We start from the raw sequence: 24,051 nt of genomic DNA, 5'->3' as shown, positions 1-24,051 counted from the left end.
CCAATCCGCGACCTGATGAGTCCAGGGAAGCGGAGATACCCCCCAGGGAGGCAAGCATCACCATGGACATGAACGATTGCGTCACGCGCAGGGCCGGTTTGCTGGCGGCACTGCTGCTGCTGGTCATGGGCACCACGGCCAAGGCCACCACCATCCGCGTCCACTACGACGTGGGCTACGGCAACCGCATCACCCTCCGGGGCAGCAAGGCGCCCCTGTCCTGGACCACCGGCACCAACGCCACGTGGACCACGGGCAACATCTGGACGCTCTCCTGGGCCGACTCCGTGGGCGACGTGGACGTGAAGCCCCTCGTCAACGACGCGACCTGGTCCACGGGCGCCAACTACCGCCTCAAGGCCGGGAGCACGGTGGACATCTATCCGTTCTTCGGCGCGGCCTCGGGCCGGCTGCAGTACGTGTCCAACTTCTACTCGCCGCAGTTCGGCAACTCCCGCGTGCTCACCATCTACCTGCCCCCGAGCTACTCGGAGAATCCGCTCAAGCGCTACCCGGTGCTGTACGCGCACGACGGGCAGAACCTCTTCGACGTCGCCCGGACCACCTACGGCACCGAGTGGCGCATGGACGAGACGGCCAACTCGCTCATCGGCAGCGGAGCGATGGACGAGGTCATCATCGTGGGCATCGACCACGGCGGCTCAAACCGCATCTACGAGTACACGCCCTGCTGTGATGCGCAGTACGGCGGCGGAGGCGCGGACAAGCACGAGCGGTTCCTGATCGACACGGTGAAGCCGTACATCGACCAGAACTTCCGGACGCTGACGACGAAGACGAACACGGCGCTGATCGGCTCGTCGCTGGGCGGGCTGGTGTCGTTCTACGTGGGGCGGCGCAACCCGACGGTGTTCGGGAAGCTGGCGGCCATGTCGAGCTCGTTCTGGTGGAACAACCAGACGCTGACGCAGCAGGTGGAGACGGCCACGACGAAGGTGGCGGTGCGCTTCTACATCGACGCGGGCACGGACAACGACGGGCTGACGGAGACGACGCGCATGAGGGACGCGCTGGTGGCCGACGGGTACGTGCAGGGCAACGACTTGTACTACTACGTGGCGCAGGGCGCGGGGCACAACGAGGCCTCGTGGGCCGCGCGGCTCAATGTTCCCCTGACGTACCTCTTCCCCTGGCAGAGCACGGCGTACTGAGCATCGCGCTCCTCGCGAGAGGAACGGAGTGAGGGTGCCGCGTCATCCGGGACGCGAGCACCCTCACCAGATGCGGTCGGAGAAGAGGCAATTGAGGAGCTTCACCTTGCCCAATCGGGTGTTGCCCACCTGGAGGTCGGGCACGGGGGTGAAGAGGATCTCATTGGACAACCGGACCGACCCGAACGACTCGCGAGCGAGCGCGTCCAGCAACGCTTCGAGGGGCTGGAGCTCGGGAGGAAGTGGAGGAAACCACGCCTCGGAGTGAGATCGTTCCTCGTCCAGTTCCACCTCTTGAGACGCATGGAGGAAATGCACCGGAGCCAGGATGCTCACGTACACCACGACGCACTTCTTCTCGCGTTGCTCCAACGTGGTGCCAGGCAGATAGACCCGGACATGGCGGCTCGGGTCATAACGAAGGGCCTGTAGATCCCATTGGAGGCAATCGGGGAGTTGCTCGCGAACGCGCTGCAGGAAGCCTTTCCAATCCACGGCATCCTTCATCGCAGCCTGCTTCGCTGCCACCAGCCGTTTGAATTCCTCGCTCTGGCCGTGGCGCGGATCATCTTCATAAAGCCCCGAAGGGTAGTAGCGATGCACGAGTTTGATGAGGGACTCCGCGGAAAAACGCTCATCCATGCTGTTGACCCTCAATCTTCGGGGAAGGATTTCGGTTCGATCCCTGCCGTGAGGAACTTCGTCACCCTGACGCCCTTGAGAGACGCTCTCAACAACACCGACATCTCGTCCCGGAACTGAGCGCAGGCAAGTGCCGAGACGGTTTCGGGTCCACTCAGAACCATTTGAGCCGCTGCATCAGCGGCTTCCGCCGACCGTCTCTGTGCGGTCACGTTCGAAATCGGGCGTTTCTTGTTGATGATGGGCACTCCGACTTCGACGTCGCACCAGGCCTCCAACGGCCTGCGTTGGGACACCCGGCACAACAGGATGTTCACCTTCGCAATCTTCCATCCACCCGCCCCAGGTCCCTGCTCGGACACGACCTCGTGGAACTCGAAGGCCGAAGGCGGGATGTGCCCACCGGGAAGGGTCGCGCACCCCTCCAGCAACAGCGCCATCGCCCCTGACAGGAACACTCGCTTCCAGAGTCCTCGCATCATGTTCCTCCCGTGAGCCTTGAGCCCTCGGGAGTCATGAGACCGGGAACTGTCTGGACACGGAACGGCTCACGCCGCGCGTTGTCGGGAACTCCTCAGCGAACCCGCGTCCCGTGCGGCAGCGGGCCCGAGGTTTCCTCGGTGAAGTCGAGGAAGCGCTCCATCTCGCGCACCGTCTCGTCCGTGGCCGTCGCCTCGGCGCTCAGCGCCTCGAGCTGACGGTTGACGCTCTCGGGGTCTCGGATCGCGATCGACTGCTCGTGCGTCAGCCGCATCAGGTCCTCGATGCTCGCCAACTGGTGGCTCACCACCTCGCGGCTCTCCCCCGCCTGCTCGAAGCGCGCCAGCCGCCGCTTCATGATGTCCAGCCGCTTCTCCTTCACGTCCTTCAGGCGCGGGTTCGCCTCCTGCGCCACCTCCGCCTCCAGCAGCCGCACCTCCTTCTCCAGCGACTGCCGCTCCGCCGAGTTCAGGTACGTGCGGTACTGGTTCAGCGTGGAGATGAGCCGCAGGAACGACGTCAGCAGCGCGTCCAACCGCTGCTCGCTGCTCGCCGCCAGCACCCGCCCTCCGGGCAGCTTCGCGTAGTTGGCGAGAATCTTCTCCTTCAGCCCCACCAGCTGCTGGTAGTGCTCGCGCTGCGAGGCGGCCAGCTCCGACAGGATCGCGTCCACCTGCTGGCGCGCCGCCTCTGCTTCCTTCTCCTCGGGCATCTGCGAGCGCACCGCCCGCTGGAAGCGCTTCGAGGTGGATGCCCCGAGCAGGAACACGCCCTCCACGCCGAGCGCCACCAGCGCGGGCAGGGGCTCGTGCGTGAGCGCCGACGATGCCGCGGCGGTCAACAGCCCCACCAGGTTGGCGGGCATCAGGAAGGCGGCCTTCAGGAAGTTGGGGGTGCGCGCCACGGAAGTCCTCGCCAGGGAGGCGCCTCGCGTTCCAGAGGGCTCAGGGCCCTCGCGCCTCCGACACGTATTTCAGCGCGCCGAGATCGCGGGTGTCCTCGGCTGGCGGTGCCACCGCCGTGCGCCTGATCTTCTGATAGAGCGCCGAGGCGCTCTGGAACAGCTCGTCATAGGTGACGGGCGCCTCGCCGGAAAGCCCGAAGAACGCCCGATTGTCCGCCAGCGTCGCCGGAGGCGCACTGCGGATGGCCTCGGTGGGGTCTCCCAGGTACGGCGCCACCTCGCCCAGCAGCCGCGCGCCTGGCCCGGGATCCTTCTGCACACTGCCGCCCGCGTCCAACAGTCCACGGATGACGCGGCGGACCGCGTCCGGGTAGCGCGCGGCATAGTCGCCCCGGGCCACCAGCACCGTCGCCACCAGGTGCGGCGCATCCGCCGTGGTGGCCAGCACCGCCCCTCCCCTATCACGCGCCGCCAGCTCCACGTCGCCCCACAGGCCGGACACCGCGTCGGCCCGGCCCTCGCGCAGCGCCCGGCCCGCGTCCAGCGTGGAGGGCAGGTCCACCCACCGCACGTCCGCCATGCGCAGGCCCGCGCGCGAGAGCACCCACAGCGTGAAGTAGTACGAGGAGCCCGAGGGGTACACCCCCAGCCGCTTGCCGCGCAGCGAGGACAGATCCGGCACGCCCACCGCCGCCAGCGCCTCCTGCCCGCGGCTGCGTCCCACCAGCATCACCGTGCGCGGCGCCGCGTCCCGCAGCGACGGCAGCCACGCCGCCAGCCGGTCCACCGAGATGGCCGCCATGTCCACCCCGCCGTGCTCCGCGCCCACCGCCAGCGCCTGCCGCAGCTCCTCCTCGCTGGCGAAGACGACGGCGCGCGCGTCCATGGCGTACGCCGTCTTCAGCACGCCCTGCGCCGCGCCCGGAGGCGCCACGGGGTTGTCCAGCGTCGAGGCCCCACCCGTGGCCAGCAGCAGCGCCGCCGCCGAGCCTCTCGCGGTGAAGCCAATCAGCGTGGGCCGCAGCGGTACCGAGGCCAGGTCCGCCACCGGCGCCGCCACTCCCGCGGGGAAGTCTCCCGGGGACAGGCGCACCGCCTCCTTGGCCGCCGGGAAGAAGCGCGCCTGGAGGCGGTCCAGGTACCCCAGCCGCGAGGCCAGCAGGTACACCGCCCCCAGGAGGCACAACACCAGGAACGGGTAGAGGCCGGGTCCGCGTCTCACTGCCATCCGAGCGGCCTCCTCCCGTCCCCGGGGGGACTACTTGATCTCCACCTTCTTGCCGATCGTCTTCTCGGCGCCGCCACCCACGTCGGACACCGGCGCGGGGCTGTCCAGCCCCATCTCCATCTTCATCTGCTTCACGAGGTCCATCGCCTGCAGCCGCTCGGCGTCCTCCTCGATCTGCACGGCCTGGTGGTCCACCCCCTCGAGCGCCATCTGCATGCGCGCCTCGTTGATGGCGGCCTTCTCGTTGACCTTGCGCAGCATCTCGTCGTGCGTGGCGTCGATGCCGGCCACCTGGAAGGACTCCATGGCGTCCGCCACCTTCGACTGCCACTGCGCGCGCCGCGCGTCGCGGATGGCGTTCATCGCCTCCTGCGTCTTGCGGTCCTTCTCGCGCATGAAGGCCTTCTTCAGGTTCAGCGACTTCTCGTAGGCCACCTTGGCCGTGGCCAGCTGCTGCTCGTTGCGCTCGAGCGCCGCCTTCTCCGTCTGCAGCTTGGTGGCGTACTGGGCCGCCAGGTCGTCACGGCCCGCCTGGATGGCCGCCTTCACCTTCGCCGTCAGCTCGCGGATGTCCTGCTGGTACTTGGCGTTCTCCTTCTCCAGGAGCGTCAGGTTCGCCCGCACCATGGCGATGGACTCGTTCATCTTCGGGACCTGATCGTTCAGGTCACGGATGTTCTGCTCCAGGATGAGCTCGGGGTCCTCGATGGAGGAGACGAAGAAGCCAAAGAAGCTGCGCATTGCCCTTGTGAACCGTTGCCACATGGCGGGTGCCTACCTCCTGCAAATCGAGTCTTGGCGGGGACCTTACACCAACCCACCGTATTCCACGTATGGCGAATGCCTCGGGTCTACGCTCGCGGAACGGCGATGATTGCCGGCCGACGTCCCGGGTGATGCCCTTTCGCTCGGAGTGCGAGCAGGCCCTACCCCCAGACCCCCTCCCGAGCCCTCCCGGCCCTCAGCGGACCCGGGAGGCGATGCGCTCGGCGTGCTGGCGGGCACTCGACGCCACGCCAGCCGCGTCGAGGGTAATCAGGGTGCGGTCCTTGAGGACGGGCTTGCCGTCGATGATGACGTGCACCACGTCGGTAGCACGGGCGGCGTAGACGAGCGGAGAGAGCACGTCGCGGGGATCGGACGGGGTGGAGTGCGGCCCGGAGAGGTCCACCACGGTGAGGTCCGCGCGCTTGCCCTCCTCCAGCGAGCCGAGCTCGGCCTCCAGGCCCAGGGCCCGGGCGCCGCCGAGCGTGGCCATCTCCAGCACGCGCTCGGGAGGCATGCCCCGGGGGCCCACCCGCGGCTTGTGCAGCAGCGCCGCGAGCCGCATCTCCGTGAAGATGTCCAGGTTGTTGTTGCAGGGAGCGCCGTCCGCGCCGAGGCACACCGTCACCCCGGCGTCGAGCAGCTCGGGCACCGGGGCGAGGCCCGAGGCCAGCTTGAGGTTGGAGCTGGGGCAGTGGCACACCACCGTGCGCGTGTCGCGCAGCAGCCGCACCTCCTCCTCGGTGGGCCACACGCAGTGCGCCAGCGTCACGTGCGGGCCCGTGAGGCCCACCTCGTGGAAGTAGGCCACGTTGTTCTTGCCCGTGCGCTCGCGCACCACGTCGCACTCGGTGCGGTTCTCGCTGGCGTGGGTGTGGATGCGCACGCCCTTCTCGCGGGCCAGGCGCCCCACCTCGCGCATCAACTTGTCCGTGCACGAGAGGACGAAGCGCGGCGTGAGGGCATAGCGCAGCCGGTTGCCATGCGAGCCGTGCCAGCGCTCCAGCAGCGCGAGGCTCTCGGCGAGCGAGGCCTCGGTGGACTCGTGCAGGCCGGTGGGCACGTCGGGCGCGTCCATCATCGCCTTGCCGCCGGTGAGCCGGAAGCCGCAGTCGCGGGCGGACTCGAAGACGGCGTCGTAGTGGCGCACCGAGCCCATGTCGAGCGCGGCCGTGGCCCCCGAGCGGATGAGCTCGGCGAAGGTGAGGTCCGCCGAGGCGCGCATGGAGGCCGCGTCGTGCGCGGCCTCGAAGGGCCAGATGCGCTCGCGCAGCCAGTCGAGCAGCTCCAGCCCGTCGGCCCGGTTGCGGAAGAGCGTCTGGCAGGCGTGCAGGTGCCCGTGGATGAAGCCGGGCAGCACCACCTTGCCGCTCACGTCCAGCACGCGCAGGACGCCGCCCCGCGTGCGGATGTTGCGCCCCACCCGGGCGATGCGCCCGTCCTGGATGAGGACATCTGCCTCCGCGAGCACTTCGCGCTCGCGGTTCATGGTGACGACCGTGCCGTTGGTGAGGAGCAGATCCACGCGAGAGACTCTAGAGGAAATCGCGGGTGAAGGCGTGGGGGAGGAGCTCGCCGAGGGAGTAGCGCGCCTCGTCGCCCTTGAGGTTGCGGCTGCGCACGGGCAGCTCCTTGGGGGCGAACTCCAACATCACCTGCCGGCACATGCCACAGGGTGGGCACGGGGTGGGCGTGTCCACCACGATGGCCACCGCCACTGGCCGGGCATGCCCCTGCGCCACCCCGGCGGCCAGGGCACCGCGCTCGGCACACACGGAGAGCCCGTAGGAGGAATTCTCCACGTTGCAGCCCGCCACCACCGCGCCGTCCGCGTACAGCACCGCGGCGCCCACCGGAAAGCGCGAGTACGGCGCATGCGCGCGCTCCCGCACCTTCTTGGCCTGCTCGAACAGCTGCTCCCAGGGAATGTCCACGCTCATGCTCCGCCTCGTGACTTGTCCTCCGCCAGCTCGAGGTCGTCGAGATAGCGGGCGATGCGCATCTCCAGCTCCGGCGTCAGGTCCAGGAAGCGCACGTGCGCGGACGAGCCGCGCGAGCCGTGCCCCACGTGGATGACCTCGCCGAGCACCTGGAGCTCCTCCTCGGCGTCGGGCAGTGAGAAGCGCGCCTCCACCCGGGTGCGCACCGGCAGGGCATAGCCGAACCAGGCGAAGCCCCCGAGCGAGACGTTGCCCTCGCGGGAGTCGAATGCGTCGGACGTGTCCGCCCGCCTCACGCGAATGCGCATGCCCACGCGGGGGGACTCCCGCCGGTCGTCCATCGTCCGCTCGCTGCCTTCCTTGGACTGCTCGCTCATGCCTTGCTCGCTCCCGCGTGGGCCACCGTGTACGAGATGACGGCCTTGTGCTCGAAGCCGTCGGCGCAGTCGACCAGCCCGCTGCCGAGGATGATGCCCACCCTTGGCGAGAGGCTCCCCGCCCGGTCCCGAATGGTTCGTGCCGTCTCCTGAACCTGTTCGTAGAGCCCCATCGTCCCCGCATCATACCTACACCCGCGCTCTCCGCACGGACTCGCGAAGGCGCGGGCGGTTTCAGTGAACACCCGACACTTGCCGCGGCGCGGCTACTCCACCCGCTCGAGCACCAGGGGCCGGGGCGCGGGCGCCCGGGGCCCGTAGCGGTACGCCGCGACCAGGCGCGCCTTCACTTCCTCCAGGGGGGCCGCCTCGTTGTAGTGCACGCGCACCACCGGCTCACCGGCCTTCACCGGCTCGCCCTCCTTGCGCAGCAGGGTGAAGCCCACGGCCGGGTCGATGACGCTGTCCACCCGCTGGCGCCCAGCGCCCAGGGCCACCGCCGCCAGGCCCACCGCCTCCGTGTCGATGCCGGTGACGAAGCCATCCCTCGGCGCCACCACGTCCACCGAGGCGCGCGCCCGGGGCAGCAGCGCGTAGTCGTCGATGGCCCGCGTGTCTCCGCCCTGGGACCAGACGATCTCCTTGAGCTTGCGCACCGCGCTCCCGTCGTCGATGACCTTCTGCAGCATCTGGCGCGCCTCGGGGAGGGAGGCCGCCTTGCCGCCCAGCATCAGCATCTCGGCGGTGAGGGCGAGCGTCACCTCGGTGTAGTCCTCCGGGGCCCTGCCGCGCAGCATCTCCACGGCCTCGATGATTTCCAGCGCATTGCCCACCGCGCGGCCCAGCGGCTGCTCCATGTCCGTGAGCAGCGCCGTCACCTTGCGGCCCATCTCCGCGCCGATGCCAATCATCGTCCGGGCCAGCTGCCGCGCGTCCTCCGCCCGCTTCATGAAGGCGCCGCTGCCCACCTTCACGTCGAGCACCAGCGCGTTGATGCCCTCCGCCAGCTTCTTGCTCATGATGGAGCTGGCGATGAGCGGGATGCAGTCCACCGTGGCCGTCACGTCGCGCAGCGCGTAGAGCTTCTTGTCCGCGGGGGCGATGGCCGACGTCTGGCTGATGAGGCAGCAGCCCACCTCGCGCACCAGCCGGCGGTACTCGGACACGGGCACGTCCATCTTGAAGCCGGGGATGGACAGCAGCTTGTCCACCGTCCCGCCGGTGTGCCCGAGGCCCCGGCCCGAAATCATCGGCACCGGCACACCGCAGGCGGCCGCCAGGGGCGCCAGGCTCACGGACACCTTGTCCCCCACCCCGCCCGTGGAGTGCTTGTCCACCTTCACACCCGGTGTGTCCGAGAGATCCACCACCTCGCCGGACTCGAGCATGGCGCGCGTCCAGGCACCCAGCTCCACCGCGTCCAGCCCCCGGAAGAAGACCGCCATGCACAGGGCGGACATCTGGTAGTCCGGCACCGCGCCCGAGGTGTACGCCTCGATGAACGCCCGGATGTCCTCGGGCGCCAGCCGCTTCCCATCCCGCTTGGCCTTGATGAGCTCGTAGGGTCTCACGAGGACAGGCCATAGCGGAAAGCGGGCGGCCATGCACCGGGAGAAAAGCGTCCCCCGCCCACCATCTGATAAAGGGGGAATGCTTTGATCTCCCTCCGCCACATCCACAAGCGCTTCGGCGCCGTGAGCGCCCTGGACGACGTGTCGCTGGACATCGGCAACGGAGAGGTTCTCGCCCTGGTAGGCGAGAACGGCGCCGGCAAGTCCACGCTGATGAACGTCCTCTACGGGCTGTACCAGGCCGACTCGGGCGAGGTGCTCGTGGACGGCCAGCCGGTGCGCCTGCGCAGCCCCAGGGAAGCCATCGCGCGGGGCATCGGCATGGTGCACCAGCACTTCATGCTCGTGCCCACGCTGACGGTGGCGGAGAACGTGGTGCTCGGCCGCGAGCCCTCGCGCTGGGGCCGGATGGACGTGGAGCGGGCCTGCCAGGAGGTGGCCGCCACCTGCGAGCGCTTCGGCTTCAAGTTGGACCCTCGCGCCCGGGTGGACACGCTGAGCGTGGGCTCGCAGCAGAAGGTCGAAATCGTGAAGGCGCTGCACCGGGGCGCCCAGGTGCTCATCCTCGACGAGCCCACCGCGGTGCTCACCCCGCAGGAGGCGGATGACCTCTTCCGGGTGGCGCGAGGGCTGGCGGCCGGAGGGCGCACCGTCGTCTTCATCAGCCACAAGCTGCGCGAGGTGCTCGGCGTGGCCGAGCGCGTGGCGGTGATGCGGCGCGGAAGACTCGTGGCGGAGGTGCGCGCGGCGAACACCCGGCCCGAGGAGCTGGCGGCGCTGATGGTGGGCGAGTCACGCATGCCGCACGCCGAGGCACAGACGTACCACCCGCCCGCGGGCGCGAAGCTGCTGGAGGCCAGGGAGCTGCGGGCGCGGGGAGCCGACGGCCGGCCGGCGCTGCGCGGGGTGTCGCTGGAGGTGCACGCGGGAGAAATCGTCGGCATCGCCGGGGTGGACGGCAACGGGCAGCGGGAGCTCGCCGAGGTGCTCACGGGCCTGCGCACGCTGGACGGAGGCGGAGGCACCCTGCTGGGCGAGCCGCTCACGGGACTGTCTCCGGCCGAGGCGCGGCGGCGGGGCGTGGGGCACGTGCCCGAGGACCGGCTGTGGCGCGCGGTGGTGAAGGCGATGACGGTGGAGGAGAACGTGGCGCTGGGACGGCAGGCGCAGGCGCCCTTCGCCAGGGGGTTGCAGGTGGACTTCACGGGCCGGCGCGAGCGCACCGACGCGCTGCTGAAGGCCTATGACGTGCGGCCGCCGGACCCCCAGGTGCCGCTGCAGGCGCTCTCGGGAGGCAACCAGCAGAAGGTGGTGGTGGCGCGCGAGCTGGACGCGGCGCCGAAGCTGCTGGTGGTGGTGCAGCCCACGCGAGGCCTGGACATCGGCGCGGTGGCGCAGGTGCAGTCGAAGCTGCGCGAGGCGCGGGACAGGGGCGCGGGCGTGCTGCTCGTCTCGCTCGACCTGGAGGAAGTCCTGGCACTGGCCGACCGCATCTACGTCTTCTTCGAGGGACGCATCACCGGCACCTTCTCGAGGCCGGAGTTCGACGAGCGGGAGATTGGCCGCCGGATGCTCGGCACCGGAATGGAGGTGGCCCATGGGTGAGCGGCTGCGCGCGGTGCTGCCCTCCGTCTTCTCCGTGTTCCTGGCGCTCGCGGTGTGCTGGGGCTTCATCGCCCTCACGCGCGACGCGGAGACGGCCAGCGAGGCCTACCTGCACATGCTCCGCGGGGGCCTGGGCGACTGGGGCATGTACCTGGAGGGAGGCCGCCTCACGCTCATCACCCGGCCCCTGGGCGAGGCCGCCATCAAGGCCTCGCTGCTGCTGCTCACCGGCCTGTCGGTGACGGTGGCCTTCAAGGTGGGCCTCTTCAACATCGGCGCCCAGGGACAGATGTTGGTGGGTGCGCTCGCGGCGGCGGTGGTGGGTGCCCAGCTTCAACTGCCCGCCGTGCTGCACATCCCGGCGGCACTGCTCGCGGCCGGGGTGGCCGGAGGCCTGTGGGCGCTCATCGCCGCGGGCCTCAAGCTCGCCCGGGGCGTCCACGAGGTCATCTCCACCATCATGCTCAACTGGGTGGCGGTGAGCCTGGTGGACAACTGGCTGGTGCTGGGTCCGCTCCGGGCCGGAGCCGCCGCGGGCCTGTCCACCACGGGCACCGCGGAGATCGCGCCCAGCGCGCAACTGCCCCGGCTCCTCGGAGAGCTGTCGCGCCTGCACCTCGGCTTCCCGCTGGCGCTGGGGGTGGCGCTGGTGCTGTGGGTGTGGCTCGCGCGGCTGCGCACGGGCTTCGAGACGCGCGCGGTGGGCCTCGGCCCCGAGGCGGCCCGGGCGGCGGGCATTCCGGTGACGCGGCGCACGGCCGAGGCCATGGGACTGGCCGGAGCGCTCGCGGGCCTCGCGGGCGCGGTGCTGGTGCTGGGCACCGAGCTCAAGTACCCGGGTAGCCTCGGCGCGCCCTACGGCTTCGACGGCATCGCCATCTCGCTCATCGGCGCCAACCACCCGCTGGGCGTGACGCTCTCCGCGCTCTTCTTCGGGGTGCTGCGCGCGGGCGGCACGCGCATGCAGCTGCTCGGCGTGCACAAGAGCTACCCCGAGCTGATTCAAGGCCTCGCCCTGCTCTTCGTGGCGGGACGGCTGGTGTGGCTCGCCCTGCTGCGGCGCAAGGCGGCGGCACCCGCGCCCACCGCCCGGCAGCCCGAGCCGAGCCCGGAGGTGCCCCGTGCTTGAAATCCTGGAAGCCCTCCTGTCCTCCACGCTGGAGTACTTCCCCGCGCTGCTCTTCGCCACGCTGGGGGCCACGCTCTCGGAGCGCTCGGGCGTGGTGAACGTGGGCGTCGAGGGGATGATGCGCGCGGGCGCCTTCTGCGCGGCCGTGGCCTCCATCACCTTCCCCACGCCGGTGGGCGTGCTGCTGGGCATGCTCGCGGGGGCCGGCATGGCCGCGGTGCACGGCTACCTGTGCATCCGCTGGCGTTCGGATCAGGTGGTGTCCGGCATGGCCATCAACCTGGTGGCGCTCGCCGGAGGCACCTACCTCCTCGAGTCCCTCTACGGGCCCAACGGCACCCCGCCCATCCAGCAGCTCACCCGCTGGCACCTTCCCGGAGTGTCCGAGGTGCCGCTGCTGCGCGCCTTCTCCGGGCACTCGGCACTCACGTGGCTCGCCCTGGCGCTGCCCTTCGCCTTCCACTGGCTCTTCTACCGCACGCCCCTGGGCCTGCGGCTGCGCGCCGTGGGGGAGAAGCCCCATGCGGTGGCCACCCTGGGCCTGTCGGTGACGGGGCTGCGCTGGCTGGCCGTGGTGGGCGGCGGGCTGCTGGCGGGGCTCGGCGGGGCCACGCTCTCCACCGCCGTGTTGGACCGCTTCGAGCAGCACACCCCGGCGGGCCTCGGCTTCATGGCCCTGGCCGCCATGGTGTTCGGCCGCTGGACGCCCCTGGGCGCCTTCCTCGCCGCCGTCTTCTTCTCCGCCGGCAGCGCGCTGCGCATCGGCCTCGTCTCCAGCGCCCCCGAGCTGCTCCAGGTGGTGCCCCAGGGCTTCCTCCTCGCCCTGCCCTACCTGCTGACGCTCGCGCTGCTCGCCTTCCAGGGCCAGCGCACCTACGCCCCCGCCGCGCTCGGCACCCCCTACGAGCAGGAGTCCCGCTGAGCCAACCTGCCCCGCGGGACAGGTCCCGGGCCACCTGGGTCATTCCGGACGGAGATTCACAACGGACCCACCTGCGCTCATGTGCTCGCGGGGAGGCAGGAGTGTGCCTTCCTCCCGGCAACACAGCAAAGACGTGAGATTCAAGGAAGAAGCGACGGAGCGTCGGGCGCCGGACACTCGAGCGGAGAGGGTGGCGCACCCGGCACGCCCATCGCATGGAATGGGGTGCACGCCAGGGGGGCTCGTTCGCGGCGTGACAGTGGGGTTCCGCGAGGGCCCCGGGCGCGAGCGGCTGGCGCGGGACGAGCGATTCGTCGCGGGGATGGTGGGCGAGGAGGGAGGTCGGCGTCCCGAGCCAACGAGGGGGGAGCCGGCGTGAAACCAGACACAGCAACCGAGTCACGAGGTGAGGCGATGAGCGCGGTGGCGATGGCCGTTTGGCCGAAGCAGATGATGGCGATGAGCGGCGAGGGCCGTGGCCACCTCAGTCCCGTGGGCGCCTTGGACGGCACGGACGTGCAGCACGTGGACCTGTGCGCGCTGGCGAGGCACGCCGTGGCGCTGCTGCACGCCACGGGGCACGTGGAGCCCGCGGAGGTGCAACTGGAGCTGCCGGACGAGCCGGTGTTCGCGCGGGTGAGCCGCCGGAGGATGGAGCAGGTGATGCTCCACCTGCTGACGAGCGCCGTGGAGGCGCGCCGGAGCGCGGAGGCCAGCGCGCGGGCGGTGCGGCTGACGGTGGAGCCGCAGGACGACTTCGGGGACTACGGCCCCACCTTCCGGCTGCGCTACGTGTCGGGGGTGCAGGAGCCGCACGACGCGCTCCGGAGCGCCTCGGCCGAGGGCCTCACGGCGGCGCGCGAGCTGGTGGAGCTGCTGGGGGGAAGCTTCGCGGTGAAGGGCCACGGGCTCACGGGGAGCACCGTCACCGTGAGCGTGGAGCTGCCGGACCAGGGCACCGCGAGCTGGTAGGGCTCGCGGGCCCGGCGGGAGCGGCTAGAGGTGGTAGGCGACGCCGAACATCGCCTCCATGGTGAACTCGGCCCGGTCGCGGAAGCGGCGCTGATCATAGGGGAAGATGGACGGGCCCATCCGCACGTTGAAGGTGACGGCGAGGCTGCGGTCGACGAAGTACTCGAGCCCGCCCCCGAAGAGGATGGGGAAGACGGGGCCGCCGCCCGTGCCGAAGGTGACGTAGAACGGGATGTCCATGCCCACGTTGAGCATGAGGGCGCTGCCCACGGGGATGCCCACGGTGAGGGCGATGGGCAGCGACAGGCCCACGTCGGTGCCGTTGTCGTAGAAGTAGAAGAAGGGCCCGGGGGCGAAGCTCAGCCCCACGTTCACCCCCGAGGACTGCAGCAGCATCAGCCGCATCCACGCCTGCAGCTTGAGCCCCGGCACCACCTCGGTGACGATGCCCTCGCGGCCGTAGTTGAAGCTCAGCTTGCCGCCGATGTCGAAGCGGTTGGTGGCCCCGTGCAAGAGGCCCAGCGAGATGCCCGGCCAGCCCACCTGGCCCGTCAGCACGTTGCCCTGCCCCACCGTCTGGCCCGACAGCACGGACCAACCCTGGCCACGGCCGCCATAGCCGCCCTCCTCCTGCGCCATCGCGGCGCCCGACACGAGGAGCACTCCCACCAGCAATCCACTCAGAACACTGCGCTTCACGGACCCACCTCCGGCTGCCCCCGCTCGCGCGCCAGCGCGATGAAGGCGTCGATGAGCTTGCGGAGACGCGCCTCGGCCCGGGCGCGCGCGGCTTCCACCGGCTCGCCGGGGCCCGGCGTCTCCTTCAGCTCGAAGTAGTATTTGATTTTCGGCTCCGTCCCGGACGGCCGCGCCGTCACCCGTCCGCCGCCCTCCAGCTCGTAGGCGAGGACGTTGGAGGGCGGGAGCTTCTCGCCCTTCTTGTAGTCCTTCACCGTCTTCACCGGCAGCTCTCCCACGCGCGTGGGCGGCGAGCGGCGCAAGCCCTCCATGATGCGGGCAATCACCTGCGCGCCCTCGGCGCCCGGGAAGGTGAAGTTGCTCTGCCCGCTCACGTACAGGCCGAAGCGGCGCTGAATCTCCTCCAGGTAGCCGAGCACCGTCTGCCCGCGCGACTCGCACCAGGCGGCCAGGTCCGCGAACACCAGCCCCGCGCCGATGCCGTCCTTGTCCCGCGCCACCGTGCCCACCGAGTAGCCCAGGGCCTCCTCGTAGCCGAAGACGAAGTGCGTGCCCTCGGCCTTCTCGCGCTCGATGGCGCGGTTGGCGATCCACTTGAAGCCGGTGAGCACCTCGTCGTACGCCACGCCCAGCTCCTGGGCGAGGTCCCCCAGCTGCGTCGAGGACACGATGGTGGTGACGACGTGCGGCCTGCCGCGCCGGGTGGGGCCCTGCACCAGCAGGTAGTGGCCCAGGAGCACGCCCACCTCGTTGCCGGTGAGCATGCGCAGCCGGCCCGCCGCGTCGCGCGCCATCACCGCCAGCCGGTCCGCGTCCGGGTCATTGGCGAGCACCAGGTCCGCCTTCACGCGCTCGGCGGTGGCGAGCGACAGGTCCATGGCCCCCGGCTCCTCGGGGTTGGGGAAGCGCACGGTGGGGAAGGCGCCGTCGGGCTGGTGCTGCTCGGCCACCACGTGGAAGCGGCGGAAGCCGCCACGCTCCATGGCCCGCTCCATCCACGTGCCGCCCACGCCGTGCATGGCGGTGTAGACGATGGAGAGCGAGTCCGAGCCGCGCCCGTGCACGCGCAGCTTGAGGATGGCATCCAGGTACGCCTCGCCGAGCGAGTCCGGCACGTCCCGCCACAGGCCGCGCGCGTGCGCCTCGGTGGGGGTGAGCAGCTCCACCAGGTTGGCGGGCTCCACCTTCGAGATGAAGGAGGCGATGTTCTTGTCGTGGGGCGGGATGATTTGAGCGCCGTTGCCCCAGTACACCTTGTAGCCGTTGTACTCGGGCGGGTTGTGGCTGGCCGTCACCATGATGCCCGCGGCGGCATTGAGGTGCAGGGTGGCGAAGGCGGTGAGCGGCGTGGGCGCCAGCATGTCGAAGACGTGCGCCGGGATGCCCTCGGCGGAGAGCACGCACGCGGTGTCCTCGGCGAGCTCGGCGCTCATCCGCCGGCCATCGCGGCCCACCACCACGCCACGGGTGGTGACGTCCGGGACGGTGGCCTTGAGGTAGCGCGCCAGGCCCGCCGTGGTGCGCCGCACCACCGCCCGGTTCATCCGGTTGGGCCCCGCGCCCATCACGCCGCGCAGGCCCGCGGTGCCGAACTCGAGGTCTCCGGCGAAACGGTCCGCCAGGTCCGCGACGTCCCCTCGCGCGAGCACCTCGCGCAGCTCCGCCACGGTGACCGCATCCGGGTCCGCCCGCTGCCACGCCTCGGCCTTCTCCTTCAGTGCTGTCGCGTCCATGTGCTTCCCCTCCATTAAGGACGGTGGCGCGGTGCGGCCGCGTCCCGCCCTCCCCGTCTGTTCAGCGATGATCAGACCCGAGCACGCGCTCAGGTGTAATCGGTGATTTTGCGTCGGGTGGGGCCGCCCTTGGGGGCGTCCTTCTGGCCCTGGCAGTTCACGCAGTACTGCACGTACGGCATGGCCTCCATGCGGCCGGGCGGAATCTCGTCGCCACACTCCTCGCACTCGCCGAAGGAGTCCGGGTCATCGCGCAGCTTGCCGAGCGCCTTCACCACCAACTGCAGCACGCCGTCCAGGTTGCGGTTCCGCTTGGAGGCGATGGCCTGCATCATCTCGTTGAGCGGCTGCTCGTCCTCGTCGCCGCCCACCCGCGCCTCGTCGGTGCGGTTGGGCTCTATCTTCAAGGGCGCCTTGCCTGTCAGCTCCGCATGGAGCGCCAGCAACTTCTGCTTCAGCTTCTCGCGCTGTGCCTCGGTCACGAGTCCTCTCCACGAGCGGTGGCTAGTACTTCGCGGTGGACTTCTGGCCGGAGACGATGGCCACGGACGCCGAGGCACCCAGGCGGTTGGCCCCCGCGTGAATCATCTTCAGGGCGTCCTCCGCCGAACGGATGCCACCCGAGGCCTTCACGCCCACGTCGTCGCCCACCACCCGGCGCATGAGGGCTACGTCCTCCACGGTGGCTCCGCCGGTGCTGAAGCCCGTGGAGGTCTTCACGAAGGCGGCGCCCGCGACCTTGGACAGCACGCAGCCGGCGATCTTCTCGTCCTGGGTGAGCAGGCTCGTCTCGAGGATGACCTTCACCGGGTAGGGACGGCTGGCCTGCACCACCTCGGCGAGGTCGGCGAGCACCGTCGCGTAGTCGCGGGCCTTGAGCGCGCCCACGTTGATGACCATGTCGATTTCGCGCGCGCCGAGGCGGATGGACTCGCGGGCCTCGAAGGCCTTGGCGCTGGAGAGCGCGGCACCCAGCGGGAAGCCCACCACGGCGATGGGCACGGAGCGCGAGCCGGCGAGAATCCCGGCCACGGTGGCCACGTGGCTCGAGTTGACGCACACCGTGGCGAAGCCGTGCTCGGCGGCCTCGCGTGCCACGCGGGCCACGTCCTCGCGGGTGGCCTCGGGCTTGAGCAGCGTGTGGTCGATGTAGGGCGCCAGGTCCGCGTGGCTCTGGATGGACTCGGGCGCGAGGCGTGCCGTGGTCACGGAGCGCGGGGACTCGGAGCCAGCGGGCGGCGCGGACGGCTCGCTGCCCGCCCGGGTACCGAGCATGCTGTTGCGGACGTGGTCGGCGATCTCCTCGACGACCCGCTTGATGTCTTGGGCCTCGGCCATGGGGCGCGGTGTAGCCCACTCGGGCCCGCTCGGGAAGCGCGGAGACGGGCACGTGGGCGTCACGCAACACACGCCCGCCCCCTGAGGTAGAGTCCGCGCCTCCATGCCTTTCGTGCGGCTGCTCCTCGCCCTCTTCGTCCTGCTCGCCGCCCTGCCGGGCCGGGCCGCCCCGACCCCCGCCCCCCAGGCCCCCGCGCTCAAGCCGCTCACCGTCTACTTCTTCGACGTGGGCCAGGGTGACGCGGCGCTCATCGTCTCGCCCACGGGCAAGACGGTCCTCATCGACGGGGGCCCTCCCGAGGCCGACGACACGCTGGTGCCGCGCGTGCGCCAGTTGGTGCAGGGGCCGTTGGACCTGGTCATCCTCTCCCATCCGCACCTGGACCACCTGGGCAGCCTCGCGAAGGTGATTCAGGCGGTGGGGGCGCGGCGCTACATGGACCCGGGCTTCGACCACCCGAGCGAGTCCTACCGCAAGCTGCTGGACGTGGTGGGCCAGAAGGTGGGCCAGGTGATGACGCCCAGCCCCAACCCGAGCGCGCCCGAGACGCTGCGCACCATCGGCCTGGGCGAGGGCGTGACGCTCACCCTCCTCTCGCCGCGCGCGCCGCGGGATGCGTTCCTCACGCACACGCGCTCGGACGTCAACGCCAACTCGGTGGTGGCCAAGCTGACGTACGGCAAGACGGCCTTCCTCTTCGTGGGCGACGCCGAGCCGGAGACCGAGGAGTACCTCCTCGAGAAGCCCATCGACTTCACCTCCACGGTGCTGAAGGTGGCGCACCACGGAGGCCGCTACTCCTCGACGGCGCCCTTCCTCGCGGCGGTGAAGCCCCAGGCGGCCGTCATCTCCTGCGGCGCGGGCAACGACTACGGCCACCCCACCGACGAGGCCCTCGAGCGGCTCGGCGCCGTGGGCGCGCGCATCTTCCGCACCGACCTCCAGGGAGAGGTGGTCGCGGTGAGCAACGGCGCCACCGTCACCCTCACCCCGCGGAAGGGCCGGAGCACGCCCACCACCGTCAACGGACAGGTGACCGGGCCGGTGGCCAAGGGGCCCATGCCCACGGGAGGCTCGCGCGCGGCCCCTGTCTCGCAGGTAGTGCCCGCGAAGGGGACGTCCGCCGGGCGCACGGCCACGGTCCCGGCGGTGGCCACCTCGGGCACGCGCTACGTGAGCCTCAAGGGCAGCAAGGTGTTCCACCGCGAGGACTGCGGCACGCTCAAGCGGGCGAAGACGCAGGAGCGCACGGTGTACACGGACCGGGCCACCGCCGTGCGCGAGCGCCGTCCCGCCGAGGACTGCGACCCATGAAGACGAAGAAGAAGCAGCAGCCGCCGCGCTCGAGGCCCCAGGGCACCCTGGACCGCTTCGAGGACAAGCTCGCCGTGCTCATCGTGGACGGGCGCCAGGTGACGCGTCCGCGCGAGGAGCTGCCGCCCGGGGCCCGCGAGGGAGACGTGCTGTACCTCGACACACTGGAGGTGGACGCGGTGGCCACCGAGCGCCTGCGCAACGAGGTGCGCGAGGCTCGCGAGCGGGCGATGAAGGGCAAGACGCCGCCGCCCGGGGACTTCGACCTGTAACCAACCTCCTTCTTCCGGGACCGGCGCCGTTTCCAGCGGGTCCATTCCGGTTCTACGCGCGTAGAAGTGAAACGTAGGGGGTCCATTCCGGTTCTACGCACGTAGAAGTGAAACGAGGGGGGTCCATTCCGGTTCTACGCGCGTAGAAGTGAAACGAGGGCAGCCGGTGGGGCGAGATACCCTCCGCCACGCCCAAGCGCTGGAATTCCTTGGACTTCAGACGCGCTCGCGGTTCAGGCCTCGGCGGGACGCGCGTGGGGCAGCAGCACCACGAGCAGCACCGCGCTCACCCCGGCGAGCACTCCGGCGGTGACGAATGCGGTGGTGCTGCCCCGGGCCGTCCACAGCGCGCCGAAGAGCAGGCCCGCGACGAGCGAGGACACACCCGTCAGCCCGTTGTAGAAGCCGAAGGCGCGTCCCCGGGCCTCGGCCGGCACGAGCGCGGTAAGCAGCGACTTCTCCGCGCCCTCGGCCAGCGCGTGGTACAGCCCGTAGATGGAGATGACGACCAGGGTGTGCGTCACGCCCCGGGCCCACGCGAGCGCCAGGTAGCTCAGCGCGTAGAGGGACCAGCCCGTCACCACCAGCCGCGAGGCCCCCAGCCGATCCGAGAGCCGTCCCGCCGGGAACGACACGGCCGACTTCACCGCCTGCAGCAGCAGCCACGCCAGGGGAAGGAACTCGGGCTGGGCGCCCTCCTCGGTGAGCTTCAGCAGGAGGAAGGCGTCGGTGGAGTTGGCCACGCCGAAGAGCGCGACGGGCCCGAGGTAGTAGGCGATGCGGCGGGGCACGGGCGCGAGCGCGCGAGTCACCCCCGTGGCCAGGACGGACTCGGGGCGCTCGGGCTCGCGCACGAGCAGGAGCGCGAGGACGGCGAGCAGGCCCGGCACGGCGGCGACGAAGAACACCTGCTCCACGCGCAGGCCCACGGCCACCAGCCCCATGGCCGCGAGCGAGCCCACCGCGGCGCCCGCGTGGTCCATGCCCCGGTGGAAGCCGAAGGCCCGGCCCCGCGAGTCCGCGGACACCGAGTGGGCGATGATGGCGTCACGCGGACTGGAGCGCAGGCCCTTGCCCACCCGATCGAACGCGCGGATGGCGATGGGATGCCAGGGCAGCGTGACGAAGGCCATCAACGGGCGCATCAGGCTGGAGACGCCGTAGCCGAAGAGCACCAGGGGCTTGAGGCGGCGCGCCCGGTCCGACCAGACGCCGGACTGGTACTTGAGGACGGAGGAGATGAGGTCCGCCACGCCCTCCATGGTGCCCAGCAGCAGGGGCGCCGCCGGCAACCTCGCGGCGAGGAAGGCCGGCAGCAGCGGGAAGATCATGTCGCTGCTGACGTCGGTGAGCAGGCTCACCACGCCGAGCAGCACCACGGCGCGCGGCAGACGGCTCGCGCGAGGAGTGGCGATGTCCACGAACCGTCTCCTCGCGCGACTACATGGACTTGGAGAGGACGAGCGGAATCTCGACGTCGACCTCGTCCCCCGAGAAGGCGGGGAACACCAGGCGCCGGGTGCGCGCCTTGATGCAGTTGCCCACGATGGTGTTGTCCAGGTCCTCTCGGTCCAACGACACCTTCTTCACCTTGCCGGAGCTGCCCACGGTGGCGGTGACCAGCAGCTTGCCGTCGCGCAGCTTCGGATTCTTGCGCAGCGCCGCGTCGATACAGGACTTGTAGGCGGACTGCGACTGCGCCACCACCTTGGCGAGCGCCTCCTGCGGCGGGCCGGACTTCTCCGCCGAGTCCGTGGCGGCCACCTCGGTGTTCTCGCGCACCTCGGGGCCCACGTCCTTCTTCTCGCCCTCGGCGTAGAGCGCGGCCGCGGCCTGCTGCGCCTCGCCCTCCGGGGCCGGAGCGGCCTCACCCTGGGGCTGGGCGGCCTCCTGCGGCGGCTCCTCCTTCGCCGGCTCCTTCGCCGGCTCGGCGGGGGCGGCCTTCTTGGGCTCGGGCTTGACCGTGGGGGCGGGAGGAGGAGGCGGCGGCCTGGTGTGGCCGAGCATCAGGTCTCTCAGCTCGCCGATACCCTCGGCCGAGAAGACGGACACCGGCTCCTGCACCGTGTTGCCCTGGGCGTCCACGCGGGTGACGCGCAGCGGCACCACCTGCAGCTCGGTGAGCGCGTACAGCACCACCACCGGCAACCCGAGCAGCAGCACGACGAAGAGGGCGATCTTCCAGGGAGGGTTGCGCCGGTCCACCCCCGCCTTCTTCACGAAGTGCTGGGTGTTCTCCACCGGCGCGCGCCGCTTGCCCGGATCCTTGCCCAGTCCGGCGAGCGGATCCTCCTGCGACGAGCCCGCGAGCATGTCCGAACCCAGCTCGCCCTGCGGCTCGGACTGGGGGAGGTCCAGGTCGGAGAACAGCTCGCCCAGGGGCGCGCCGTTGATATCGGAGGCCCCGTCATCGCCCACGCCCTGGCCATGGCCCCGGTCATAACCCTGACCATCGCCCTGGCCGTCGTAGGCGGCGGCCGCGTCGGGCTCCCAGGGGGTGGAGACGGCGGCCGGGCGGCGCTGCGTGGGCTCGGTCTGCCACGTCGTCTGCGAGGGCGGAGACGGCTCGGGCTGCCACGAGGTGGCCGACTTCACCACGGGGGCGGGCTCGAGGTCCGGCTCCATCACGGGGGGCGGCGGCGCGACGCGCGCGGGCGGCGGCGGGGGCGCGGGCGGTGGGGCCGCGGGCGCGAAGAAGCCGGCCAGCTCGGCGATGTCCTGTCCCCGCTTCCAGTCCGGCATGCCCTGCTGCCAGAAGTAGCTGCGGCCCGTCACGGTGCCCGAGGCGACGAGCTCCGCCAGGGCGCCCTCGTCGAGCGGTCCCTCCTGCTTGCTCTTCACCATCACGAACCAGGGCGAGCGCGTGTCGCGCAGCGGCATGGTGCGCGTGGGCTCGTCCTCCCAGGACTGGGACGCCGCGGACGCGGGCTGGATGATGGCCGCCTCCTCCTCGGCGAGCGAACGGTCCTGCTCGCGCAGGCGCTCCACGTCGGCCAGGGACACGACGCGCGTGCTCTCCTGCTCCTCCATGGGAGGGCCTTCCACGGAGATGACGTTCTGGCAGTTCTTACAGCGGACCTTGACGGTCTTGCCGCGGACCTTGTCGTCCGCGATGGAGTACCGCCGCTGACACTTGTTGCAGGAGAAGTTCAAGGGGGCTGTTCCGGCGCGCGCACGCAAGGGCGGGCAGTGGGATGCTAGCGCCTGGGCCGTGGAGTGCAAACCATCGGGTTGACTCCGCCTGCCGGGCCAACTAAGAGCCGCTCCCCCCTACCCTCTTGACACAGAAGGTGGCGCATGCCCGCGAAGGACCTCGGGAACAAGTACGTCTGCTTCAAGTGCTCCACGAAGTTCTACGATATGAAGAAGCCGGACCCACTGTGCCCGAAGTGCGGCGCGGATCAGCGCGAAAGTCCCGCGCTCAAGCCGCCCTCCGAGGGCAGACGTGGCCGGTTGTCGTCCATCCCCAAGGTCATCGAGCCCATCGAGCCCGAGGAGCCCGCCGCCGCGGAGAGCGAGGAGGAGGAGCTCGGCGAGTTCGAGGACGAGGAGACCGAGGTGGCGGCAGAGGAGGACGAGGAAATCTGAGCTCCACCCGAGGGGGGCACCGTCATCCGGCGGCGCCCCCTTCGCAGTTGATGGGCTCTCGAAGGGGCTCATACAGGGGCTCGGCGGCAGGCCCGGCAACGGGCCCGGCTTCGTCGCGCCCGGCCGTCAGCTCAGCGAGCCGCCGGGGTGCTCAGCAGGTGGAGCGCGCGGCGCAGTTGCTCGTAGCGCGCGGTCCCCAGTGTCTGGAGGCCCACCGGGCGGCGAGGCTCCTGGGCCTTGGTCGAAATGACAGGCGTCGACGCGCCCTTCAGGGCCGGTCGCTTCTTGGGCTGCATGGGTCGTCCCCCTGGTCTCATCACCACCACCCTGTAGCAGCTTTTCCCCACAACGGAAAATTTTCGCTTCCACGCGCGCTGGTGGTCCCAGGGCCGTTCACGGCGAGAGTGAAATGAATAGGTGGGATGAAATAGACTTCACTCGTCATGACGGCGGGTGAGCTGCCCGAAGGGGGGCGCCCTCAAGGACGGCCCTCTCCTGCCCGGGTCTCACGCGCGCCTGGCTCCTGGGCGGCCTCGCGCACCTCCCGCGCCGCCCAGGAGTAGTCGAACTGGACCGTCTCCCCGGGGCGCACCGAAATGGAGCGGGTGATGCCCGGCAGGCGCGGGTGCCAGAGGATGACGGCGTGCGTCCCCGGGGGAACCTCCAGGCGGAAGTGGCCCGAGGCGTCGGTGGTGGTGAACCAGGGGTGCTCGAAGGTGCGGACGGCGGCGCTCATCCACGGGTGCAGGTCGCAGCGGACCTGGAGGACGCCCGGGGCCACCGGCAGGGGACGGCGCACGCGCGAGCCCTGGATGGGTAGGGCCACGTTGAGGATGGAGCGCTGCGAGCCCGCCAGGGCATCGACGTTGTGGAGCAGCGCGTCGGAGTTGCGCACCTCCAGCGCGGTGCCGGCGCGGGCGGCGCTCACCGGCGGCTCGAAGGTGCACCGCGTCTGGTCCAGGGAGGCCGAGGGGACCTCGGGGTCGGCCGGCGGGGGGGCCTCGGTACCGTCGGCGAGCGCCACCACCACGTAGCCCAGCGCGCCGTCCGGGCCCACCACGAGGGAGCGGTCCGGCACCGAGGGCCCACACACGGCGGCCACCGAGGGGCTGGTGGGCAGGGGCGGCAGGAGGGGCGGCGGACCCGAGAGGCTCAAATGACCTTGGATGATGCCCGGGCGGCCGGAGGAGGGGCGGCCCCCCAGGGAGGCGGCCAGGGAGGAGGAAGGAGGCGTCCAGGCCGACTCCTGGCAGCCAGAAGCCAGGGAGAGCAGCAGGGCGAGGGCGGAGAGAGTCGGGGAGGAACAGCGCACGCCCGCCGGTCTAACCGGAGCATGAAGGCATTTCAAACCTCGCCCGGCCGCTCGCATCGCGAGGGGATGACACCCGGGTGAATTGGG

The 24,051-nt window shown here is 70.7% G+C and carries 26 protein-coding genes; 8 read left to right on the top strand and 18 right to left on the bottom strand.

Going from position 1 to position 24,051, the window contains the following annotated elements; translation table 11 throughout:
• The first annotated feature begins 62 nt into the window (after positions 1 to 62).
• Positions 63 to 1,172, top strand: coding sequence for an alpha/beta hydrolase (locus ACJ8AN_RS01115; protein ID WP_407753302.1), 1,110 nt, complete (start codon positions 63 to 65; stop codon positions 1,170 to 1,172).
• Positions 1,173 to 1,235: 63 nt separating this feature from the next.
• Here the strand turns inward: ACJ8AN_RS01115 and ACJ8AN_RS01110 are convergent, their stop codons facing one another.
• From ACJ8AN_RS01110 to ACJ8AN_RS01065, 10 genes are all read right to left on the bottom strand, one after another.
• Positions 1,236 to 1,814, bottom strand: a complete 579-nt coding sequence (locus tag ACJ8AN_RS01110) for a hypothetical protein (protein WP_407753301.1) — start codon at positions 1,812 to 1,814, stop codon at positions 1,236 to 1,238.
• An 11-nt stretch (positions 1,815 to 1,825) separates the two neighbouring features.
• Complete coding sequence (locus tag ACJ8AN_RS01105; RefSeq protein ID WP_407753300.1) at positions 1,826 to 2,296, bottom strand: hypothetical protein; 471 nt, start codon at positions 2,294 to 2,296, stop codon at positions 1,826 to 1,828.
• 92 nt (positions 2,297 to 2,388) lie between these two features.
• On the bottom strand, positions 2,389 to 3,198 hold the full coding sequence (locus ACJ8AN_RS01100) for a hypothetical protein (protein ID WP_407753299.1): 810 nt from the start codon (positions 3,196 to 3,198) through the stop codon (positions 2,389 to 2,391).
• A gap of 40 nt (positions 3,199 to 3,238) precedes the next feature.
• Entirely contained in the window at positions 3,239 to 4,426 is a 1,188-nt protein-coding gene (locus tag ACJ8AN_RS01095) for an ABC transporter substrate-binding protein (protein WP_407753298.1), read from the bottom strand.
• 30 nt (positions 4,427 to 4,456) lie between these two features.
• Positions 4,457 to 5,191 (bottom strand): PspA/IM30 family protein, encoded by a 735-nt coding sequence (locus ACJ8AN_RS01090; protein WP_407753297.1) that lies wholly within the window; start codon positions 5,189 to 5,191, stop codon positions 4,457 to 4,459.
• Between the two features lie 196 nt (positions 5,192 to 5,387).
• Complete coding sequence (locus tag ACJ8AN_RS01085; protein WP_407753296.1) at positions 5,388 to 6,716, bottom strand: 5'-deoxyadenosine deaminase; 1,329 nt, start codon at positions 6,714 to 6,716, stop codon at positions 5,388 to 5,390.
• A 10-nt stretch (positions 6,717 to 6,726) separates the two neighbouring features.
• Positions 6,727 to 7,131 carry a cytidine deaminase gene (locus tag ACJ8AN_RS01080; protein ID WP_407753295.1) on the bottom strand — a complete coding sequence of 135 codons (405 nt, stop codon included), beginning with the start codon at positions 7,129 to 7,131 and terminating at the stop codon, positions 6,727 to 6,729.
• Complete coding sequence (locus ACJ8AN_RS01075; RefSeq protein ID WP_407753294.1) at positions 7,128 to 7,508, bottom strand: PilZ domain-containing protein; 381 nt, start codon at positions 7,506 to 7,508, stop codon at positions 7,128 to 7,130. Before ACJ8AN_RS01075 ends, ACJ8AN_RS01080 begins: the two co-directional genes overlap by 4 nt.
• Complete coding sequence (locus ACJ8AN_RS01070) at positions 7,505 to 7,681, bottom strand: hypothetical protein (protein ID WP_407753293.1); 177 nt, start codon at positions 7,679 to 7,681, stop codon at positions 7,505 to 7,507. The genes ACJ8AN_RS01075 and ACJ8AN_RS01070 overlap by 4 nt, the downstream gene beginning before the upstream one ends.
• Before the next feature lie 93 nt (positions 7,682 to 7,774).
• Positions 7,775 to 9,079 (bottom strand): thymidine phosphorylase, encoded by a 1,305-nt coding sequence (locus ACJ8AN_RS01065; RefSeq protein ID WP_407753292.1) that lies wholly within the window; start codon positions 9,077 to 9,079, stop codon positions 7,775 to 7,777.
• A gap of 141 nt (positions 9,080 to 9,220) precedes the next feature.
• Here ACJ8AN_RS01065 and ACJ8AN_RS01060 point away from each other — a divergent pair, with 141 nt between their 5' ends.
• The 4 genes from ACJ8AN_RS01060 to ACJ8AN_RS01045 all read left to right on the top strand — a co-directional run bounded on the left by ACJ8AN_RS01060 (position 9,221) and on the right by ACJ8AN_RS01045 (position 13,707).
• A complete protein-coding gene (locus tag ACJ8AN_RS01060) occupies positions 9,221 to 10,684 on the top strand; it encodes an ABC transporter ATP-binding protein (protein WP_407753380.1) in 1,464 nt (487 codons plus the stop codon).
• On the top strand, positions 10,677 to 11,813 hold the full coding sequence (locus ACJ8AN_RS01055; RefSeq protein WP_407753291.1) for an ABC transporter permease: 1,137 nt from the start codon (positions 10,677 to 10,679) through the stop codon (positions 11,811 to 11,813). Before ACJ8AN_RS01060 ends, ACJ8AN_RS01055 begins: the two co-directional genes overlap by 8 nt.
• Positions 11,806 to 12,735, top strand: coding sequence for an ABC transporter permease (locus ACJ8AN_RS01050; RefSeq protein ID WP_407753290.1), 930 nt, complete (start codon positions 11,806 to 11,808; stop codon positions 12,733 to 12,735). The genes ACJ8AN_RS01055 and ACJ8AN_RS01050 overlap by 8 nt, the downstream gene beginning before the upstream one ends.
• A gap of 429 nt (positions 12,736 to 13,164) precedes the next feature.
• Positions 13,165 to 13,707, top strand: a complete 543-nt coding sequence (locus tag ACJ8AN_RS01045) for a sensor histidine kinase (protein ID WP_407753289.1) — start codon at positions 13,165 to 13,167, stop codon at positions 13,705 to 13,707.
• 24 nt (positions 13,708 to 13,731) lie between these two features.
• Here the strand turns inward: ACJ8AN_RS01045 and ACJ8AN_RS01040 are convergent, their stop codons facing one another.
• The 4 genes from ACJ8AN_RS01040 to deoC all read right to left on the bottom strand — a co-directional run bounded on the left by ACJ8AN_RS01040 (position 13,732) and on the right by deoC (position 17,477).
• Complete coding sequence (locus ACJ8AN_RS01040) at positions 13,732 to 14,406, bottom strand: hypothetical protein (protein WP_407753288.1); 675 nt, start codon at positions 14,404 to 14,406, stop codon at positions 13,732 to 13,734.
• Positions 14,403 to 16,139 (bottom strand): phospho-sugar mutase, encoded by a 1,737-nt coding sequence (locus tag ACJ8AN_RS01035; RefSeq protein WP_407753287.1) that lies wholly within the window; start codon positions 16,137 to 16,139, stop codon positions 14,403 to 14,405. Before ACJ8AN_RS01035 ends, ACJ8AN_RS01040 begins: the two co-directional genes overlap by 4 nt.
• Before the next feature lie 89 nt (positions 16,140 to 16,228).
• Positions 16,229 to 16,621, bottom strand: a complete 393-nt coding sequence (locus ACJ8AN_RS01030) for a TraR/DksA family transcriptional regulator (RefSeq protein ID WP_407753286.1) — start codon at positions 16,619 to 16,621, stop codon at positions 16,229 to 16,231.
• A gap of 22 nt (positions 16,622 to 16,643) precedes the next feature.
• Positions 16,644 to 17,477, bottom strand: a complete 834-nt coding sequence (deoC, locus tag ACJ8AN_RS01025) for a deoxyribose-phosphate aldolase (protein WP_407753285.1) — start codon at positions 17,475 to 17,477, stop codon at positions 16,644 to 16,646.
• Between the two features lie 103 nt (positions 17,478 to 17,580).
• On the opposite strand from deoC, the gene ACJ8AN_RS01020 reads away from it, so the two are divergent.
• Positions 17,581 to 18,792 carry a ComEC/Rec2 family competence protein gene (locus tag ACJ8AN_RS01020; protein ID WP_407753284.1) on the top strand — a complete coding sequence of 404 codons (1,212 nt, stop codon included), beginning with the start codon at positions 17,581 to 17,583 and terminating at the stop codon, positions 18,790 to 18,792.
• Positions 18,789 to 19,064, top strand: a complete 276-nt coding sequence (locus ACJ8AN_RS01015) for a DUF3006 domain-containing protein (RefSeq protein WP_407753283.1) — start codon at positions 18,789 to 18,791, stop codon at positions 19,062 to 19,064. Before ACJ8AN_RS01020 ends, ACJ8AN_RS01015 begins: the two co-directional genes overlap by 4 nt.
• A 233-nt stretch (positions 19,065 to 19,297) precedes the next feature.
• On the opposite strand, the gene ACJ8AN_RS01010 is transcribed toward ACJ8AN_RS01015, so the two are convergent.
• A complete protein-coding gene (locus ACJ8AN_RS01010) occupies positions 19,298 to 20,485 on the bottom strand; it encodes an MFS transporter (RefSeq protein WP_407753282.1) in 1,188 nt (395 codons plus the stop codon).
• Positions 20,486 to 20,504: 19 nt separating this feature from the next.
• A complete protein-coding gene (locus ACJ8AN_RS01005) occupies positions 20,505 to 22,217 on the bottom strand; it encodes an AgmX/PglI C-terminal domain-containing protein (RefSeq protein WP_407753281.1) in 1,713 nt (570 codons plus the stop codon).
• A 144-nt stretch (positions 22,218 to 22,361) separates the two neighbouring features.
• On the opposite strand from ACJ8AN_RS01005, the gene ACJ8AN_RS01000 reads away from it, so the two are divergent.
• The gene (locus ACJ8AN_RS01000; RefSeq protein WP_407753280.1) at positions 22,362 to 22,652 is read left to right on the top strand and encodes an FYDLN acid domain-containing protein; all 291 of its coding nucleotides are present in this window, start codon (positions 22,362 to 22,364) and stop codon (positions 22,650 to 22,652) included.
• Between the two features lie 131 nt (positions 22,653 to 22,783).
• Here the strand turns inward: ACJ8AN_RS01000 and ACJ8AN_RS00995 are convergent, their stop codons facing one another.
• Positions 22,784 to 22,948: a hypothetical protein gene (locus tag ACJ8AN_RS00995; RefSeq protein WP_407753279.1), complete on the bottom strand. Its 165-nt coding sequence runs from the start codon at positions 22,946 to 22,948 to the stop codon at positions 22,784 to 22,786.
• Between the two features lie 182 nt (positions 22,949 to 23,130).
• Positions 23,131 to 23,964: a carboxypeptidase regulatory-like domain-containing protein gene (locus ACJ8AN_RS00990; protein WP_407753278.1), complete on the bottom strand. Its 834-nt coding sequence runs from the start codon at positions 23,962 to 23,964 to the stop codon at positions 23,131 to 23,133.
• Positions 23,965 to 24,051: the final 87 nt, after the last annotated feature.

This window comes from Archangium sp. (assembly GCF_045802675.1).
Classification (GTDB): Bacteria; Myxococcota; Myxococcia; order Myxococcales; family Myxococcaceae; genus Archangium.
This window is presented reverse-complemented; position numbering and strand designations above follow the sequence as displayed.

Bases quoted from the DNA above. Each gene is read 5' to 3' on its own strand.
- ACJ8AN_RS01105 (WP_407753300.1), bottom strand. From the start codon at position 2,296: ATGATGCGAGGACTCTGGAAGCGAGTGTTCCTGTCAGGGGCGATGGCG.
- deoC (WP_407753285.1), bottom strand. From the start codon at position 17,477: ATGGCCGAGGCCCAAGACATCAAGCGGGTCGTCGAGGAGATCGCCGAC.
- ACJ8AN_RS01035 (WP_407753287.1), bottom strand. From the start codon at position 16,139: ATGGACGCGACAGCACTGAAGGAGAAGGCCGAGGCGTGGCAGCGGGCG.
- ACJ8AN_RS01075 (WP_407753294.1), bottom strand. From the start codon at position 7,508: ATGAGCGAGCAGTCCAAGGAAGGCAGCGAGCGGACGATGGACGACCGG.
- ACJ8AN_RS01000 (WP_407753280.1), top strand. From the start codon at position 22,362: ATGCCCGCGAAGGACCTCGGGAACAAGTACGTCTGCTTCAAGTGCTCC.
- ACJ8AN_RS01045 (WP_407753289.1), top strand. From the start codon at position 13,165: ATGGCCGTTTGGCCGAAGCAGATGATGGCGATGAGCGGCGAGGGCCGT.
- ACJ8AN_RS00995 (WP_407753279.1), bottom strand. From the start codon at position 22,948: ATGCAGCCCAAGAAGCGACCGGCCCTGAAGGGCGCGTCGACGCCTGTC.
- ACJ8AN_RS01020 (WP_407753284.1), top strand. From the start codon at position 17,581: ATGCCTTTCGTGCGGCTGCTCCTCGCCCTCTTCGTCCTGCTCGCCGCC.
- ACJ8AN_RS01110 (WP_407753301.1), bottom strand. From the start codon at position 1,814: ATGGATGAGCGTTTTTCCGCGGAGTCCCTCATCAAACTCGTGCATCGC.
- ACJ8AN_RS01115 (WP_407753302.1), top strand. From the start codon at position 63: ATGGACATGAACGATTGCGTCACGCGCAGGGCCGGTTTGCTGGCGGCA.
- ACJ8AN_RS01070 (WP_407753293.1), bottom strand. From the start codon at position 7,681: ATGGGGCTCTACGAACAGGTTCAGGAGACGGCACGAACCATTCGGGAC.
- ACJ8AN_RS01095 (WP_407753298.1), bottom strand. From the start codon at position 4,426: ATGGCAGTGAGACGCGGACCCGGCCTCTACCCGTTCCTGGTGTTGTGC.
- ACJ8AN_RS01080 (WP_407753295.1), bottom strand. From the start codon at position 7,131: ATGAGCGTGGACATTCCCTGGGAGCAGCTGTTCGAGCAGGCCAAGAAG.
- ACJ8AN_RS01015 (WP_407753283.1), top strand. From the start codon at position 18,789: ATGAAGACGAAGAAGAAGCAGCAGCCGCCGCGCTCGAGGCCCCAGGGC.
- ACJ8AN_RS01090 (WP_407753297.1), bottom strand. From the start codon at position 5,191: ATGTGGCAACGGTTCACAAGGGCAATGCGCAGCTTCTTTGGCTTCTTC.
- ACJ8AN_RS01055 (WP_407753291.1), top strand. From the start codon at position 10,677: ATGGGTGAGCGGCTGCGCGCGGTGCTGCCCTCCGTCTTCTCCGTGTTC.